The 18,004-nt window shown below is 64.4% G+C and carries 12 protein-coding genes; 7 read left to right on the top strand and 5 right to left on the bottom strand.

All coding sequences use genetic code 11. The features are described from left to right. Nucleotides 1–4: 4 nt before the first annotated feature. Nucleotides 5–592: an RNA polymerase sigma factor gene (locus K6T12_RS07130; protein WP_222220906.1), complete on the bottom strand. Its 588-nt coding sequence runs from the start codon at nucleotides 590–592 to the stop codon at nucleotides 5–7. Nucleotides 593–713: 121 nt separating this feature from the next. Here K6T12_RS07130 and K6T12_RS07125 point away from each other — a divergent pair, with 121 nt between their 5' ends. From K6T12_RS07125 to K6T12_RS07095, 7 genes are all read left to right on the top strand, one after another. Next, the gene (locus K6T12_RS07125; RefSeq protein WP_222220904.1) at nucleotides 714–1,934 is read left to right on the top strand and encodes an ATP-grasp domain-containing protein; all 1,221 of its coding nucleotides are present in this window, start codon (nucleotides 714–716) and stop codon (nucleotides 1,932–1,934) included. Further along, nucleotides 1,934–3,733, top strand: coding sequence for an IucA/IucC family protein (locus K6T12_RS07120; RefSeq protein WP_222220902.1), 1,800 nt, complete (start codon nucleotides 1,934–1,936; stop codon nucleotides 3,731–3,733). Before K6T12_RS07125 ends, K6T12_RS07120 begins: the two co-directional genes overlap by 1 nt. Nucleotides 3,734–3,746: 13 nt before the next feature. Next, nucleotides 3,747–4,952, top strand: coding sequence for a type III PLP-dependent enzyme (locus K6T12_RS07115; RefSeq protein WP_222220900.1), 1,206 nt, complete (start codon nucleotides 3,747–3,749; stop codon nucleotides 4,950–4,952). Next, entirely contained in the window at nucleotides 4,949–6,808 is a 1,860-nt protein-coding gene (locus K6T12_RS07110) for an IucA/IucC family protein (protein WP_222220898.1), read from the top strand. Before K6T12_RS07115 ends, K6T12_RS07110 begins: the two co-directional genes overlap by 4 nt. After that, on the top strand, nucleotides 6,801–8,069 hold the full coding sequence (locus K6T12_RS07105; RefSeq protein WP_222220896.1) for an MFS transporter: 1,269 nt from the start codon (nucleotides 6,801–6,803) through the stop codon (nucleotides 8,067–8,069). The genes K6T12_RS07110 and K6T12_RS07105 overlap by 8 nt, the downstream gene beginning before the upstream one ends. Before the next feature lie 910 nt (nucleotides 8,070–8,979). After that, nucleotides 8,980–10,452 (top strand): NarK family nitrate/nitrite MFS transporter, encoded by a 1,473-nt coding sequence (locus K6T12_RS07100; RefSeq protein ID WP_222220894.1) that lies wholly within the window; start codon nucleotides 8,980–8,982, stop codon nucleotides 10,450–10,452. A gap of 74 nt (nucleotides 10,453–10,526) precedes the next feature. Beyond that, nucleotides 10,527–12,260, top strand: a complete 1,734-nt coding sequence (locus K6T12_RS07095) for a bifunctional protein-serine/threonine kinase/phosphatase (protein WP_222220892.1) — start codon at nucleotides 10,527–10,529, stop codon at nucleotides 12,258–12,260. Between the two features lie 548 nt (nucleotides 12,261–12,808). On the opposite strand, the gene ftsZ is transcribed toward K6T12_RS07095, so the two are convergent. The 4 genes from ftsZ to K6T12_RS07075 all read right to left on the bottom strand — a co-directional run bounded on the left by ftsZ (nucleotide 12,809) and on the right by K6T12_RS07075 (nucleotide 18,001). Then, complete coding sequence (gene ftsZ / locus K6T12_RS07090) at nucleotides 12,809–14,020, bottom strand: cell division protein FtsZ (RefSeq protein ID WP_222220890.1); 1,212 nt, start codon at nucleotides 14,018–14,020, stop codon at nucleotides 12,809–12,811. An 86-nt stretch (nucleotides 14,021–14,106) separates the two neighbouring features. Next, nucleotides 14,107–15,357, bottom strand: coding sequence for a cell division protein FtsA (gene ftsA / locus K6T12_RS07085; RefSeq protein WP_222220888.1), 1,251 nt, complete (start codon nucleotides 15,355–15,357; stop codon nucleotides 14,107–14,109). A gap of 656 nt (nucleotides 15,358–16,013) precedes the next feature. Further along, entirely contained in the window at nucleotides 16,014–16,655 is a 642-nt protein-coding gene (locus tag K6T12_RS07080) for a gamma-glutamylcyclotransferase (protein WP_222220886.1), read from the bottom strand. Further along, on the bottom strand, nucleotides 16,652–18,001 hold the full coding sequence (locus K6T12_RS07075; protein ID WP_222220884.1) for a DNA recombination protein RmuC: 1,350 nt from the start codon (nucleotides 17,999–18,001) through the stop codon (nucleotides 16,652–16,654). Before K6T12_RS07075 ends, K6T12_RS07080 begins: the two co-directional genes overlap by 4 nt. Nucleotides 18,002–18,004: the final 3 nt, after the last annotated feature.

Below are 18,004 nucleotides of genomic sequence, written 5' to 3'. Positions count from 1 at the left end.
CCACTTATTGCATGTCCGACTGCAAAACCGCCCGACACTTCTGTAACGCATTCTTCAGGTGCTTTTCCACCATTGTCTGAGAGATGCCCAGCTCCTGGGCAGCCTCGCGCAACGTCAGCTCCCGGTAGCGCACCAGCAGCAGGGTCTCCCGCGCCCGCGGCGGCAGCTGGTCGATCGCCTCCCGCAGCCGCCGCTGGCGGCGCTCCTGCAGCAGCAAGTCCAGCTGGCCGGGTTCGGACGACGCCTGCTCGGCCAGCTCCTCCTCGCCGCCACTGTCCGGCTGTCGCTGGCACTGGCGCAAATGATCCAGCGCCAGGTTGCTGGCCACCTTGAGCAGGAACGATTTCGGCTGGCGGATGCTGCTCAATGCCGGCATCCGCGACAGGCGGATGAAGGTATCGTGCAGCAACTCCTCGGCGATATGCGGATCCTTCACCATCCGTTGCAGGTGCGACAACAGTGCCGGGCGGTGCTGCTGATAGAGCGCATCCAGCGACGGCACCTGCTGGGCTTCGGACGCACTGCCGGCGCCATCATCGTCCCCTGTCAGATCACTGGCAAGCAGTGCCCGCTGATAAAAATTCGTAGACATTAAGACAACTTAGGTTGGGTGTTTGAACTCTCGAGCGTCTAGCGTAACAGAATGATAGTGATTCGCAATTGCGCTTGCAGTTGTATATCACTATCTCCACCCACCGCTAGAGAGGTCAGCCATGAAGGAACGCTTCGTCATCCTTGCCCACGTCCCCACGGATTCCGTTACCGCCGGATTCATCCCGGCGCTCCGCCAGCGCCAGCTGCCACTGCTGGTGGTCACCGATCAACCGGAACGGCATCAGGCCCTGGTTGAGCAGGCCATCCTGGCGCCCGACGAGATCCTGCCGGCCGACGTGTTCAACCCGCTGGCGGTACTGAACGCCCTGGCGCAGCAGCAGGTCACCCCGCTGGCGGTGTTCAGCAACAGCGACCACCTGCAGAGTGCCGCCGCCATCGTGGCCGGTTACTACGGCCTGCCCGGCAAACCCTGGCAGGCCTGCCTGCGCGCCAAGAACAAGCTGATGATGCGCCAGACCATCCAGGCCGCCGGGCTGGATACACTCTGGTTCCGTTGCGTCAGCCAGCCGCAGCAGCTGGCCGAGGTGCCGCTGCCCTGCGTGGTCAAGCCGATCGAAGGGGTGGCCAGCGAGCATGTCAGCCTGGCGCGCAGCCCGCAGGAACTGGAACGGGCCTGCCACGACTACTGGCAGCAGCATCCCGGCACGCCACTGCTGCTGGAGGAGTACCTGGCCGGGCCGCTGCACACTCTGGAGACGCTGGGCGACGGCGAGCGGCTGGAGGTGATGGGCAGCTTCGAAACCTTCCTGTCGGAGCCGCCCGCCTTCATCGAGCTGGGCCAACGGCTGCTGCGCCACGCCGCACCGGAGATCGAGCAGCGGATTCTGGAGCAGTTGCGGGCGCTGGGAGTCGGTTTCGGCAGCTGCCACACCGAGTTCGTGCTGACCGAACAGGGGCCACGGCTGATCGAGGTGAACTACCGCAATATCGGCGACCAGTCCGACTTCCTGCTGGCCCAGGCGCTGGGCTTCGAGCTGTTCCAGGCGGTGATCGGCCTCTACCTGGGCGAGCCGCTGCCGGCCCTGCCGGAGACCGCCGCCAGTGCCCGAATCCACTGCCAGACCGCCGAGCGGAGCGGCACCGTGGTGCGGGTGCCTGAGGCCCGCCGCATCGAACGCAACGGCTGCGCCGTCGAGTTCGCGCCGCTGTGCCGACAGGGTGATCGGATCGAGCAGCAGCACTCCAACCGTGACTACCTGAGTATCCTGCGCGGCACCGGCCCATCGGAGGCGGTGCTGATCGACACCCTGAACCAGCTGGCCGACGAGCTGGCGATCGGCCTGGCACCGCTGACCAACGGACAGGAGGCCGCCGCCTGATGAACGCCCCGCTTCTCTCGCTGCACCAGTTGGCGGACGGCCTCAACGCCACCGCCCCCTTCGATGCGGCCCGCCGGGCCGCCGAGCACAGCTGCATCCGCAACCTGCTGAACTGCTACCTGCGCGAGGTGGCCGGCCCGCGCGGCCAGCTGTGCCAGCAGCCCGAACCGGCGTTGCGCCAGTCGCTGCCGCTGGGCTGGCGCCACAGCCACGGCAAGGATCACTGGCTGCTGCTGAGCCTGGCGCAGACCGGTCAGCAGCTGATGATCGCCGTCAGCCGGCCGTCGCTGACCGGTAACTACCGTTACGCGCTGCCGGTGCTGGCACGCCACACCGCCGGTGGGGCGGCCGCCTGGCAACCGCTCGGCGCGCTGCAACTGGCCCGCGCATTGATCGCCAACCTCAGCCTCGAAGAGGGGCTGCCGTTCAACCTGGAGCTGCTGCAACAGATCGAGCACAGCCTGACCACCACCGGCGAGATCCTGGCCCACCAGGCCGGCCAGCCCGAGCCGCTGCAACCGGACGACCTGTACCGTTACTCAGAACAGTCGCTGCGCTACGGCCACCCGTTCCACCCCACCCCGAAGTGCCGCCAGTGGGGGCACGCGGCACAGGAGGCGGACTATGCGCCGGAATACCGCAGCCGCCTGCAGCTGCACTGGTTCGCCATCGCCGAACCGCTGCTGCGGGTGGACACCGTGGCGCCGCTGACCGCCGAGCAACTGCTGGCCGATATCGGCCGGGACGCGCCGGCCAGCGAGCGGCTGGCGGTGCCGGTCCACCCGATGCAGGCGCGCTACCTGCTCGAGCTGCCGGCGGTGCGCCAGGCGATCGCCGACGGCCTGATCGAAGACCTGGGCCCGGCCGGCGAGCACTACCTGCCAACCGCCTCGGTGCGCACTCTCTACCACCCGGAGCGGCCCTGGTTCCTGAAAGGATCGCTGAATATCCGCATCACCAACTGCGTGCGCAAGAACGCGATCTACGAACTGGAGAGCGCGCTGGCGATCCAGCGCCGGCTGCAGCCGCTGCAGGCGGACTGGGCGCAGCAGTTCCCCGGCTTCCGGCTGTTGAGCGAACCGGGCTTCCTGACCGTCGAACTGCCCGGCTGCGATCCGGACAGCGACAAGGCGGTGCAGGAGGGGTTCGGCATGATCGTGCGGCAGAATATCCGTAGCGTGCTGGCCGGCGACGAGGAGGCAATTATGGCCGGCGCCATGTTCCAGCAGGGCGCGCCGCTGGCCCGCTGGCTGCCGGTCGCCGACAAGGCGCTCTGGCTGCGCAGCTATGCCGAGGCGCTGATCCCGCCGATGCTGGAGGCGTTCTTCCGCCACGGCCTGATCTTCGAGCCGCACCTGCAGAACACCCTGATCTGCCTGCGCGACGGCTACCCGAGCGGCGTCGCGGTACGCGACTACGAAGGGGTCAAGCTGGTCGACCGGCTCTGGCCGGCCGAGCGCACCGCCGACCTCAGCCCGCGCGCCCGTCAGTCGGTGCTGTACAGCGAACAGCAGGGCTGGAACCGGGTGCGCTACTGCCTGTTCATCAACAACCTGGCCGAGGCGGTGCACTACCTGGCCGACGACTGCCCGCGGCTGGAAGCGGAGCTGTGGCGGATCATCGAACAGGTGGTGCGCGGCTATCGCGACCAGTGCCCGCTGGCGAACGCCCGCGCCAGCCTGGATGCGCTGCTGGCCGGCGAGCCGCTGCCGAGCAAGACCAACCTGCTGGTGCGTTTCCACAAACACGCCGACCGGCTGGCCGGCTACGTGCCGGTCGCCAGCCCGTTCAACCGCTGATCAGGAGTTCAACGTGATCGAGATCCCACAGGCCGTCAAACAGGCGGCCCTTGAGTTGCAGCAATCCCAAACCGATCCGCTGGCGGCCTACATCTACGACCTGCCGGCGCTGGACAGCCACCTGCAACGGCTGCAGGCTGATCTGCCCAACCAGGTCGAGCTGTTCTACGCAGTCAAAGCCAACCCCAATCCGGTGATCCTGCAGCGGGTGGCGGCGCAGGTCGACGGCCTGGAGATCGCCTCCGGCGGCGAGCTGGAGCTGATCACCCCGCTGCTGGCGGACAAGCCGTTCATCTTCGGCGGGCCGGGCAAGTTGGACAGCGATATCACCGCGGCGCTGGAACAGGGCGTCGAGGCGTTGCATGTGGAGAGCGCCGGCGAGCTGGAGCGGCTGATTGCCCAGGCGGAGGCGCGCCAGCAGGTGGCGCCGGTACTGCTGCGGATCAACCTGAGCCTGCCGGAGAGCATGCGCACCCGGTTGACCATGGCCGGCTGCGCCACCGCTTTCGGCATCGACCCGCAGGCGCTGCCGGCGGTGATCGAGCGCGCCCAGGCCAGCCGCTGGATCGAGCTGCAGGGCTTCCATGTGCACGCGCTGTCGCACCAACTGGATGCCGAGCGCCATCTGCAACTACTGGGCCATATCCTGCAGAGCTGCCAGCAGTTGGCGCAGCAGCACGGCCTGGCGCTGAAGACGCTCAACCTCGGCGGCGGCATCGGCATCAACTACCGCCAGCCGGAGCAGCAGTACGACTGGTCGCGCTTCGCCGAAGGGCTGCACGAACTGGTGGCTCAGCCCGGCCTGCAAGGGGTGCGGCTACGCTTCGAGATGGGCCGCTACCTGACCGCCTTCTGCGGCTACTACCTGATGGAGGTGCTCGACCTGAAACAGAATCACGGCCAGCAGTTCGCCATCTGCCGGGGCGGCACCCACCAGTTCCGGCTGCCGCCGGCGCAGGGCCACAGCCACCCGTTCGTGGTGCTGACCGGCACCGGCGAACGCCGTCGCGGGCCCGAGTTGCAGCAGGCGCGAATCAGCGTGGCCGGCCAGCTGTGCACGCCGAAGGATATCCTGGCCAGCGACAGCTTGGTCGAGCGGCTGGCGGTCGGCGACCTGCTGCTGTTCCCGCTGGCCGGCGCCTACGCCTGGAACATCTCGCACCAGAACTTCCTGTGCCACCCGGCCCCGGTTTTCCACTACCTGGAGGCACACGGATGAACGCGATCCTCCCCATCGGCGCACGGCCTCTGCCCAACGTCAGCGGTGAAGACCGTAAGGAAGCCGCCCGCAACGGCCTGTTCCGGCTGCTGCGCAGTCTGTTGCGCGAACGGCTGCTGGTCATGGAGGCGGTGGCCGAGCAACCGGGCGAATACCGGCTGGACAGCCCGGCCGGCCGTTTATTGTTGAGCGGCGCCCGATTCAACCGGCTGGGCGCGCTGAGCGATTTCAAGCAGTTGAGCTGGCAGCCGCTCGACGACGCAGAAGATGCAGAAGGCGCAGAAGGCTTAGAAGAACCGCTCACCGCGCTGCGGCGGGTGCTGGAACTGCGCGGCGACAGTGCCGACCCGGCCTGGCAGCGGATCGCCGCCGAACTGGACAACGGCCTGCGCAACGAGGCGCTGACCCTGGCCTGGCGCCGCCGGCAGGACGCCGAGATCCGTCGCCAGTGCCAGGCCGACGGCATCGACAACCTGCTGGCCTGGGCGCGCCGGGACGGCGGCAACGGCAGCATCCGGCTGGAGCAGTGGGCGGCGGTCGGCCACCCCTACCACCCCGGCTGCAAGACCAAGCTGGGGCTGAGCCTCGACGAGGTCTGGCGCTATGCCCCCGAGTTCGCCGCCCGGGTGCCGCTGGCGTTAATCGCGGTGCACCGCTCGCTGGCCAAGCTGAGCCGGATGATCGACGGGCTCGACTACCGCGCCTGGTTCGCCCGGCACTACCCGGCCTGGTTCCAGCAGTGGCAGGGGCAGCTGCCGGACCACGACGACTACCTGCCGCTGCCGGTCCACCCCTGGCAGCTGGAGCACGACCTGCCGCAACGGTTCGCCGACGAACTGGCCGCGGGGCTGATCCGGCTGACCGACGCCCGCTTCGCCGCCGCGCCGACGCTGTCGTTCCGCACCCTGGCGCCGGCCGAGGCGCGGCAGGCGCCCTATATCAAACTGCCGGTCGCCGCGCAGATGACCAGCTCGGTACGCAACCTGTCCAGCCCGTCGGTGGAGAACGCCGCGCGCATCTCGGCGGTATTGCAGGATATCTTTGGCCAGCGGCCGGATATCGCCACCGCACTGCGCTGCCAGTGGGACGAGCTGGGGCTGCATCTGCAGGTCGACAGCGAGAGCCGGGACGACGCCCGCTACCTGGCGGTGCTGTTCCGCCGCAACCCCTGCCGGCTGCTGGCCGACGATGAACAGGCGGTGGTGGTGGCGGCGCTGTTCGTGCCCTCGCCGCTGTCCGGCCAGCCGCTGCTGATCGAGCTGATGCGCCAGGCCGGGGTCGGCAACGCCGGCCAGGCTCGCGACTGGTTCCGGCGCTACTGCGACCTGCTGTTCGCCGGCGTGCTGCAGCTCTATCTGGACTACGGTATCGCGCTGGAAGCCCACCAGCAGAACCTGATGGCGGTGCTGGACGCCGACGGCCAGCCGCGCGGTTTCATCAACCGCGATGTCGGCGGCGTCTGCATCCACCGGTCGAGCCTGGCCGAGCAGGGCTGGCCGATCGCCTTCAGCGCCGCCAGCACGCTGGTCGACAGCCGCGCCGAGGCACGGGTCAACATCTCCCATGCGGTGATGCAGAGCCATCTCGGTGAGCTGATCGAGCTGCTGGACGGCCAGTTCGGGCTCAACGCCGAGCAGCTCTGGCGCGATCTGGCCGGCCTGCTCGACGGTTACCTCGAACGGTTCGGCGTTCGCCACGGCGACTCCGCCCGCCAGCAGGAGCAGCAGGCATTCTTCGACGCCCCCTGGCCGGGCACCGCCTTCATCCGCATGCGGCTGCAGGACCAGTCGCAACAGGCGGTCTGCGAACCGATCCCCAACCCACTGAAGAAGGCATTGATGGACCACGATGACTGACTGGCAGACACAGGTACGACTGCTCTGGTGGAGCCAGTTGATCGCCATCGCGGCGATGGAGATGAGCGAACCGTTCTGGCCGCTGTTCCTGCGCCAGCTGCAGCCGGCGCAAGATCCGCAGGCGCTGGCGTTCTGGAGTGCGCTGATCTACGGCGCGCCGCTGTTGGTCTCGGGCCTGGCAGCGCCGGTCTGGGGCCGGCTCGGCGACCGCTTCGGCCACAAGCCGATGGTGCTGCGGGCGATGCTCGGCCTGATGCTGAGCCAGGCGCTGCTGTTCTTCAGCAGCAGCCTGTGGGAGGTGCTGATCTACCGGCTGCTGCAGGGCGCGCTGGCCGGCATCATCACCGCCGCGCTCTGCTTCGCCACCGCGATCGCCCCCGCCGAGCGGCGCGCCTCGGTGGTCGGCAAACTGACCTCGGCCACCGCCGCCGGCGCCATCCTGGGTCCGCTGGCGGGCGGCGCATTGGTGGAGTGGCTGGACTACCGGGCGATCTTCCTCAGTTCGGCGGCAGTCTGCCTGGTGCTGACGCTACTGCTGGCCTGGAAGTTAACCGGTGACAACCGCAGCGCACCCCGCAACGCCAGCGCCGATATGCCGGCAGAACCGGCGGTGCAAAAACCAGTGCCGGTGCTGGGGCTGTTGCTGACGGTGATCCTGCTATTGCAGATCGCCAAGGCGATGCCCAGCTCGTTCTTCGCGCTGTTCGCCGAACAGCAACTCGGCGCCACGCCGCTGCTGACCGGCCTGCTGTTCAGCAGCGCCGGAGTGGGTATGATGCTCAGCGCGTCGCGCTGGGGACGGCTGTTCGACCGGCGCCCGCCGGCCAGCGGCCTGCTGTTGCTGAGCTGGCTCACGCTGGCGGCGGCCGGCTGCTACCTGGCCCATCTATACAGCGACTGGCTACCGTTGCTGCTGATCCGCTTCGGCTGGGGCGTCTGTCTGGGGGCGATGCTGCCGATGGTGCAGGCCTCGCTGATCCGGCTGGCCGACAGCCCGCGCAACGGCCGGCTGATCGGCACCGCCCAGGGCACCATCCGCTTCGGCAACCTGTTCGGGGTCGCCGGCGGTGCGTTGTTGATGGGTCAGTGGGGTTACCAGGCCGGCTTTATCGGCGCCAGCCTGGGCTACCTGCTGGCCTCGGGGGCACTGCTGCTGGCCTGGTCGCGGCTGAATCGGACGGTTGACGCACCCACCCGTAGCAGCCCGCTCCGCGGGCGACAGACCACGGACTTCGAAAAGGCCGCCGAAGGTCGCGGCTAAAGCTGCCCGACGAAGCCGCATACATGGACCCAGCCGTCGCGGTCGGAGTTTCTCCTACAAGGAGGGCACTCTTTCAGCCGTGTCTGGTGAGCAGATCTTCGGTGCCCACCCGACCATCGACAAAGCTGCACAATTCGAACATGGCCGGGCTGTGGCACTGTCCGCGTGGGCACCAAAAGCGTGCCCACCCTACCAAGCTATAAAAATCGGCCTCTGTCAGCTCAAAACTGTTAACTCATAACCTCAAAAAAAAAACCCGGTAGGCGGGAACAGACTCTGTCGAATCTAAACTTGCTTACCGGGTGCCAGGAGGTGCCTGGCATCCCGCGCCTGACCAGAAGCAACGGGATGCTATGAGCTGAACCCGCGCCACACGACTGACACTGAGGGGTGTGCGGCCGATGGCGCCGAGAATGGTATTCAAGATAGCCGCTTCGCCCGGCCCCGCCTATGCCTCTGAAGGCATAACTTTCGCCTACCTCCAATGAACCCTGCCCACTTGATCTTGGTCATTGGCCGGCCAACTGGCAGCCGCCAGACTCTGGCTCTTTTTGTCAGCGCCCGGCCCGGCTACGCAGATACCCCCTATTATCCACAGGGCTTTGAAAAGCTCCCTGACGGGCTCAAAAATCAACTTTTAAATCCTTTATATTCAAACAGTTAAATAACAAACCCCAACATACCCCCATGGTGGTAGTGGGCTTTTTCGCCGTCCGACGAGCGCTGCCGGCAGTTGATGCACATCAACAACTGCCAAACCGGATAAGCCTATTTTGGCGCTAACGCATGCTCCCGCGACCCGGCACCCTCCTCCTTGAACCACGCCTTGGTCGCGGAGCCTCTGCGTCGGCTGTGCCCAGCCACAGATCCGACCCGTGAACTCAGCTGCAACACATTCAGGAGCAGTCACATGTCTACCACCAACCTGCGGTTGCTTGATTTTGGCGATCCCAAGATCAAGACCCTCCATGTCACCTGGTTCGCCTTCTTCCTCACCTTCGTGGTGTGGTTCAGCCATGCGCCGATGCTGGCCTATATCAAGGAGGTGTTCGACCTGACCAGCGCCGAGGTAAAAGCGCTGATGATTCTTAACGTGGCGCTGACGATCCCGTCGCGAATCGTCATCGGCACGCTGGTCGACAAATACGGACCCCGTGCCATCTACAGCATGCTGCTGGTGGTTGGCGGCACGATCTGTCTGGGCTTCGCCTCGGCGCAAACCTACGAGCAGCTGGCAATCCTGCGCTTCCTGAGCGGCTTTATCGGCGCCGGCTTCGTGATCGGCATCCGGATGGTGGGCGAATGGTTCCCGGCCAAGCAGGTTGGGGTCGCCGAAGGGATCTACGGCGGCTGGGGTAACTTCGGTTCCGCCGCCGGCGCGATGACCCTGCCGACCATCGCACTGCTGTTCGGCGGCGAGCACGGCTGGCGCTATGCGCTGGGCATGACCGGCGTGATCGCCATCTGCTACGGCCTGCTGTACTACAAACTGGCCCGCAATACTCCGAAAGGCTCCACCTACTTCAAGCCGAAGAAAAGCGGTGGCCTGGAGGTGACCAGCAAGGGCGACTTCCTGTTCTACATCCTGATGAACATCCCGATGTACGCCGCCCTGGCGGTACTGACCTGGAAGCTGTCGCCGACCAACCTGGGTCTGCTGGACGCGTTCGGCACCAACGCCATCTACGCGGTGCTGGTCGGCCTGTTCGTGGTTCAGCTGCGCGCCATCTACCACGTCAACGAGGAGAACCTTAAAGAGGGCGTACCGGAGATCCAGCGCTACAAGTTCAAGCAGGTGGCGGTACTGGACGTGGCCTACTTCGTGACCTTCGGCTCCGAGCTGGCGGTGGTCTCCATGCTGCCGCTGTTCTTCCTGGAAACCTTCGACGGGCTGGACCCGGTCAAGGCCGGCCTGCTGGCCTCCGGTTTCGCCTTCATGAACCTGGTGGCGCGGCCGACCGGCGGTCACCTGAGTGACAAGATAGGCCGCCGCAAGGCGCTGTCGGTGCTGATCGCCGGTCTGGCGGTGGGTTACCTGGTACTGAGCCAGATCGACTCCAGTTGGTGGATTCCGGCCGCGGTGATCGCCACCATGTGCTGCTCGTTCTTCGTCCAGGCCGGCGAAGGCGCGGTGTTCGCGGTGGTGCCGCTGATCAAGCGCCGGATGACCGGCCAGATCGCCGGCATGGCCGGTGCCTACGGCAACGTCGGTGCGGTCTGCTACCTGACTGTACTGAGCTTCGTCGACTACGCCACCTTCTTCATGGTGATCAGCGCCTCCGCCGCGGTGGTGTTCCTGTTCGTCCAGTTCATGGACGAGCCGAGCGGCCAGATGGCGGAAGTCCTGCCCGATGGCACCGTACAGCTGATTGATGTTGAATAAGGGTTAGCCGAATTCGGCCGACCAGCGACCGGGGGCTGCCTGCAGCTCCCGGTTAACCGTTTGGGATACCCGCTATGGAAATGCACCTTGCCAGCGATCTGCGTCTTTCCGCCGCCGAACAGAGCGTTCGCGGCCGCAAGGCGCGCAACGAGGACTGTCTGGGCTTCTACCAGCCGGACGGTAACCTGCTGACCACCAAGGGCGCCTGCGCGGTGATCGCCGACGGCGTCAGCACCGCCGAGGCCGGTGCCGAAGCGGCCCAGTACGCGGTACAGGAGTTTATCAACGACTACTTCGACACCCCCGACATCTGGACCGTCAAGACCTCCGCCCAGAAGGTGCTGACCGCCATCAACCGGCTGCTGTACGCGCGCAGCCACGAATACCTGTCCACCAGCCGCGGCCATGTCTGCACCCTGTCGGTGCTGGTCATCAAGTCGCGCACTGCCCACCTGTTCCATATCGGCGACAGCCGGATCTACCTGATCCGCAACAACAACCTGGAGCTGCTGACCGACGACCACATCACCCAACTCAGCGAAAGCAACAGTTGCCTGTCGCGGGCGATGGGGATGGATACCCACCTGGAGATCGACTACCGACGGGTCGATATCGAGGAGGGCGACCTGTTCCTGCTGACCACCGACGGGGTGCACGACTATCTGGAACCGTCGCAGCTGAAACAACTGGCACTGGCCGACGACGACCTGCAGGCGGCCTGCCAGCGGCTGACCGACGCCGCCTACCGGGCCGGCAGCGGCGACAACCTGAGCTGCCAGCTGGTACGGGTCGACCAACTCACCGATCACAGCCTGGAGGAGGTAACCGACCGGCTCACCGAGCTGCCGTTCCCGCCGGAGCTGGAGCCGGGCCTGAAGATCGACGGCTACCTGATCGAGCAGGAGCTGTACGCCAGCAACCGCAGCCAGCTGTACCGGGTGCGCGACCTGGCCGACGACAGCGTCTGGGTGATGAAGACGCCGTCGCACAACTTCAGCGACGACGCCGCCTATATCGAGCGCTTCATCATGGAGGAGTGGGTCGGCAGCCGGATCGACAGCCCCCACGTGGTGAAGGTACATAGCTCCAACCGCGCCAAGACCTTTCTCTACTACCTGATGGAGGAGGTCGAAGGGGTCACGCTGGAGCAGTGGATCGCCGAGAATCCGCACCCGAAACCGGCGCAGGCGATCGAGCTGGTCAAGCAGATTGCCACCGGCCTGAAGGCATTCCACCAGCGCGAAACCCTGCACCAGGACCTGAAGCCGAGCAATATCATCATCACCCCGGACAACCGGGCCAAGATCGTCGATTTCGGCTCGGTCTACGTGGCCGGCATCAACGAGATCTTCGTGCCGCTGACCCGCGACCGGATCCTCGGCACCATGAACTACTCCGACCCGGTGTTCCGGCTCGGCCAGAACACCGGCATCAAGGGCGACCTGTTCTCATTGGCGGCGATCACCTACGAGATCTTCACCCAACACCTGCCCTACGGCGACGGTCTGGAGAACTGCGAGAAACCACAGCAACTGAGCCGGCTCAACTACATACCGGCCGACCGTCACAATCCGATCATCCCGATCTGGTTCGACCGCGCGCTGGCCAAGGCGCTGGCGATCGACCCGACCAAACGCTATGACAGCCTCGACCATTTCATGCAGGACCTGACCGAACCCAACCCCGATTTCCTGACCCCGCGCGAAGCGGAACAGAAGAACCCCAACGCGCTGCTGTTCTGGCAACTGATGTCGCTGGTCTGGTTCATGATCGCGCTGTTCACGCTGATCGCGTTCTGGTTGAAGTAGCCCGGGCGGCTGAACAAATACCCGTCGCCCGCAGCACACTCGGGCATAAAAGGCGGACTGCTACGCCTAACAGCACCTGTAGGGTCGGCTTCAGCCGACCAACCGCCGGCGGCGGTGGCGCCCCAGGTGGCGCCCTACAAGGAGCGGGCACTCCAAATTGGAGGATGACGCTAAGAGCCGCTTTAGATAAGCGGCTTCAGCCGCAACCTTACGGATTCGATTCCCCCGCGATCCCCATCGCCCGCGGAGCGGGCTGCTACGACAGGATCCCGAAGCAGCGGGCTCCGACCCGACCGGTACTTGGCACGGTCCGCGGATATCGCCCTCTGAGCGGGCTGCTACGAAAGGATGATCCCGTAGCAGCGGGCTCCGACCGCGACCGGCACTTGGCACGGTCCGCGGAGGTCGCCCTCTGAGCGGGCTGCTACTAAGCGCCGCGACACTCCTCAGGGCCCGCTGTTAACTCAATCCTGTTAACTGGAAACTGCCAAATAAAAAAGCCGCCCGACGGTGCGGGCGGCTCGAACCTGGAAGTTCTGTTAGCTGGATTAGTCAGCCTGACGACGCAGGAAGGCCGGGATATCCAGGAACTCCATATCGTCGGTACCGGTTTTCAGCGCCGGTTCCGGCAGATCGTAGGACTCGACCTCTTCGACCACTTTCGGCCGGGCCGATTCGCTCTGCCGGTTGCGCAGTACGGTCGGCAGTTCCAGCTGGCTGAAGTCGGTGGTCAGGGTACTGCTGCGGCCGGCGGCCACCGCGCTGGTGGTACCGCCGTTGGCCACCCGCACCTCCTGCTGCACCGCGCGACCCAGGCCGGTTGCCACCACGGTCACGGTCAGCTGATCGGTCATCTCCGGATCGATAACGGTACCCACCACGATGGTGGCTTCCTCGGAGGCGTATTCCTCGACGATCTGCCCCACTTCGGAGAACTCGCCCAGGCTCAGATCCAGGCCGGCTGTGATGTTGACCAGGATGCCGCTGGCGCCTTTCAGATCGACATCTTCCAGCAGCGGGCTCTTGATCGCCGCTTCGGTCGCCTCGACGGCGCGGCTCTCGCCAGTACCACTGCCGGTGCCCATCATCGCCATGCCCATCTCGGACATCACGGTACGTACGTCGGCGAAGTCAACGTTGATCATACCCGGACGGATGATCAGATCGGCGATCCCCTGCACCGCACCTTTCAATACATCATTGGCGGTGTTGAAGGCGTTCAGCAGGCTGCAGTTCTTACCCAGTACCGGCAGCAGCTTCTCATTCGGGATGATGATCAGCGAGTCGACGCATTCCTTCAGTTCCTTGATCCCCTCCTCGGCGATCTTCAGCCGCTTGCGACCCTCGAACGGGAACGGCTTGGTGACCACCGCTACGGTCAGGATACCCAGCTCCTTGGCCACTTCGGCAACGATCGGCGCGGCACCGGTGCCGGTACCACCGCCCATGCCGGCGGTGATGAACACCATATCGGCGCCGCCGAGCATTTCGGCCAGCCGCTCACGGTCTTCGATCGCCGCCTGGCGACCAACATCCGGGTTGGCACCGGCGCCCAGCCCCTTGGTCAGCTCGCCGCCGATCTGGACTACGGTACGGGCCGCCATATTGTTCAGTGCCTGGGCATCGGTGTTGGCACAGATGAACTCAACACCTTCCACCGAGGTGTTGACCATATGCTGTACGGCGTTGCCGCCGCCGCCGCCCACGCCGACCACCTTGATCACTGCGCTTTGCGGCACACTGTCCACCATCTCGAACATTATTCTTCTCCTTCCAGGTTCAGCGCTCCAACTACCACTTCGGAGCCTGTCGTCATCTTTTACTGCGGCGCCGGCAGGACCGGGCGCTAAAAATTCCCCTGGAACCAGGCTTTCATGCGGCTCATCAGCCCATCTGCCGGTTCCCTCGGTTCCATCGATTCAGCCACCAGCGGTACCGGTGATTGCGATGGTTCAAAATTCTGCTTGGCATAGAGCAACAGCCCCATGCCGGTGGCATAGATCGGGTTCGACATCACCTCCTCCATACCCCGTACGCCCTGCGGCTTGGCCAGCCGCACCGGCATATGGAAGATCTCCTCGGCCAGCTCGACCGCGCCCTCCATCTTGGAGGTACCGCCGGTCAGCACGATACCGGCCGCCACCAGATCTTCAAAACCGGAGCGACGCAGCTCCGCCCGTACCAGGCTGAACAACTCGTCGTAGCGCGGCTCGACCACCTCGGCCAGTGCCTGGCGCGACAGATCACGCGGCGGCCGGTCGCCGACGCTGGGCACCTTGATCATCTCGTTGACACTGGCCAACTGCGCCAACGCGCAAGCATAGCGCGTCTTGATCGCCTCGGCGTGCTGGCTCGGCGTGCGCAGCGCCATGGCGATATCGTTGGTCACCTGGTCGCCGGCAATCGGCAACACCCCGGTATGGCGGATCGCCCCGCCGGTAAAGATCGCGATATCGGTGGTGCCACCACCGATATCCACCATGCAGACGCCCAGCTCCTTCTCATCCTCGGTCAGCACCGCGTAGCTGGACGCCAGCTGCTCCAGCACGATGGCATCCACTTCCAGGCCACAGCGACGGATACACTTGTCGATGTTCTGCACCGCGTTGAGCGAGCCGGTCACCAGGTGAACCCGCGCTTCCAGCCGCACGCCGGACATGCCCAGCGGCTCTTTGATCCCCTCCTGGTTATCGATCAGGTACTCCTGCGGCAAAATATGCAGGATCTTCTGATCGGCCGGGAACACCACCGCCCGGGACGCCTCGATCACCCGCTCCAGGTCATACTCGGTGATCTCGCGCTCTCGCACCGCCACCATGCCGTGCGAGTTCATACTCTTTATATGGCTGCCGGCAATACCGACCGTGACCGAGTGGATCTTACAGCCGGCCATCAGTTCGGCCTCCTCCACCGCCCGCTGGATCGAGCTGACCGTGGATTCGATATTGACCACCACGCCGCGCTTCATACCGCGTGACGGATGCGAGCCGATACCGACCAGTTCGATGGCGCCATCGGGGGTCACTTCGCCGACCAGGCAAACCACTTTCGAGGTGCCTATATCGAGAGCAACGATCATATTGTTATCAGCAAGCATCTTTTGCGGACCTGTAGTTCTCATGTCGCACAGGGCTTTGTGCAGATTTAAGCAAATTCCAAACCAACTTTCACTGCCAGCAGTAAATAAAGGGCAACGCTTTGGCTCATGGAGTATTCAGCCGGGAGTCAGTATCGGCTGGTTATTAGTATCGGCAAATCTTTGCCACCTTTAGATCTGAATTCTGTTGCATTTCAATTTGCTAGCCGATCCAGGGTGCATAAGTTTGCCGCCCCTGCAATTAAAGCACAGCTGCGAGTTACTGCTCAAAATTTAAACAAAAATCAAGATTTAATGCTGATATGAAACAGAATAATCAAAACTTGATTTTGATAAAAACCGGAAAAATCAACACTTAATTTTGATTTTCTTCCGATGACAAACTGGTCATTTTTCGGGCTGGCAACAGAACACCTGCGGCGTTCTGGTCAGCCGGGCCCGCCCCCTACAGGCTTTGGTATTGCCGGATAGTTAGCAATAAGCAGCGGAACCGTTGTAGGAGGGCTCCGGCCGGGCAGGTTCAGTCGCGACCTTCAGACCCGATCACTCCCCAAGCCAGCCGCCTGCGGCACTCAAGGCGTATAAAAAGCGGGCCGCTACGACCGAGGTCACACCCGGTGCGGACTGTTCGCTTCGCGCAACAGGCCGTACGCCGCTTACCTGACTTTCAGATAACTGTAACCGGTATCCATCTCGCGCCAGTTGCGCAGTTGCGGGTGCTGGGAGACATACTGACGAATGCTGGTGATACCGTCGGCCAGGAAACTGGTATCGAGAAAATTGCCCAGGACGTCGGCGCCGTTTTCCGCGGCCGCCTGCAGGCAGAACGCCAGGTAACGGGGAAACGGCAGAATATCGTCACGCCAGAGTGCGCCGCCGTAATACTGGCCGACCCGCTGCTGGTACTCCTGCGGCGTGATGCATTTGTTCAACCGGTAGTCGCGGTCGTTGTAGCCGGTACACATCCGCCCGGTGCGGACATGGCCGTGGCGGTCATGGGTTTCCACCTCAATCCAGCGGTAGCGGTGTTCGCGCTCGTAGAGGGCGGCAAAATCCACCTCATCCAGCTCGAATTGGGCGCAGATCATCGCGCTGCCCGGTGAGGGTTCGGTGGAGCAGGAGGCGATCTCCAGGCTGTCCGCACTGGCACCGTGACGACTGAAGAACACCACCCCGACCTTGTTGAAGATACGCCGGTGGCCGGGCACCTCGACCAGCCGGTAATTGATCAGCCCCGGCACCGTCTCCCGGGCCGAGCGTTCTGACAGCAACGAACCGTAACCCACCACCGAAATCATGATTCAAGCTCCTGCGGATCGCTGTCTCGGGCCTGCTCGCTGAGCGCCCGTGGCAGCTTTTTCTTACCGGCCACGCCAAGCTTCTGCAGTGCGGCCGCCTGATTGACCAGATTACCACGCCCGCTGCTAAGCCGTTTGCGCGCGGTCTCGTAGGCTTGCTGGGTGCGATCCAGGTGACGGCCCAGCTCATCCAGCGATTCGATAAAACCGACGAACTTGTCGTACAGCTCGCCACCACGGCGGGCAATCTCCTGGGCGTTGCGGTTCTGGTACTCGTAGCGCCAGATATTGTGGATGGTGCGCAGCGTCACCAGCAGCGTGGCCGGGCTGACCAGGATGATATTGCGCTCGAACGCCTCGCCGAACAGGTTGCTGTCCTGCTCCAACGCCAGCAGGAAGGCCCCCTCCACCGGCACGAACAGCAGCACGAAATCCAGCGAGCGTATCCCCTCCAGCTGCTGGTAGGCTTTGTCGCCGAGCCCCTTGATATGGCCGCGCAGCGACTGCAGATGCTCCTGCAGGTAGCGCTGGCGTTCGGTTTCGTCGTCGCTGCTGCAGTAACGCTCGTAAGCGGTCAGCGACACCTTGGAATCGACGATCACATCCTTGTCGTCCGGCAGCCGAACGATCACGTCGGGCAGGTAACGACGGCCCTGCTGGTTGAGCGACACCTGCACTTCGTATTCGTAGCCCTTGCGCAGGCCGGATTGCTCCAACACCCGTTCCAGCACCAGTTCGCCCCAGTTGCCCTGCGCCTTGCTCTCCCCTTTCAGGGCGTTGGTCAGGTTCAGCGCATCCTGGCTCATCTGCTGGTTGAGCTGCTTGAGCTGCTGGATCTGCTCGTAGAGTGCACGCCGGTCCTTGGACTCCTTGTCGTAGCTGTCCTCGACCCGCCGCTTGAACTCGCCCAGTTGCTCACGCAACGGCGTCAGCAGGTGGCCGATCTGCTGCTGGTTGGCGCTGCTGAACTTGGCCGACTTGTCTTCGAAGATCCGGTTGGCCAGCTGCTGGAACTCCACCTTCAGCTGCTCACGCGCCTCCTGCAGCGTCGCCAGTTTATCGGCGTGGGCCTCGCGTTCCGCCGCCAACCGGGTTTCCAGTTCGGCAACCGCTTCGCTGCGCGCCGCCAACACCCGCTGCAACTGGTCACGCTGCTGCTGCAGTTCCGCCTGGCGCTGCTCCAGCTGCGGCAGCCGTTCCAGCTCGGTCTGCAGCCGGGTCTGCTCCAGCTCCAGCTGATGTTGTTGCTGCTGCCAACGGTTACGCAGCAGCTGCTGCCGCCAGAGCAACAAGCCGCATCCCAGCAGTCCGGGCAGCAGGCCGATCAGCAGCGAGGTCGCATCCATCCG

The sequence above is a fragment of the Marinobacterium arenosum genome (assembly GCF_019795155.1).
GTDB classification, from domain to species: domain Bacteria; phylum Pseudomonadota; class Gammaproteobacteria; order Pseudomonadales; family Balneatricaceae; genus Marinobacterium_C; species Marinobacterium_C arenosum.
The sequence above is the reverse complement of the archived record's forward strand: the minus strand, read 5'-3'. Positions and strand labels throughout refer to the sequence as shown.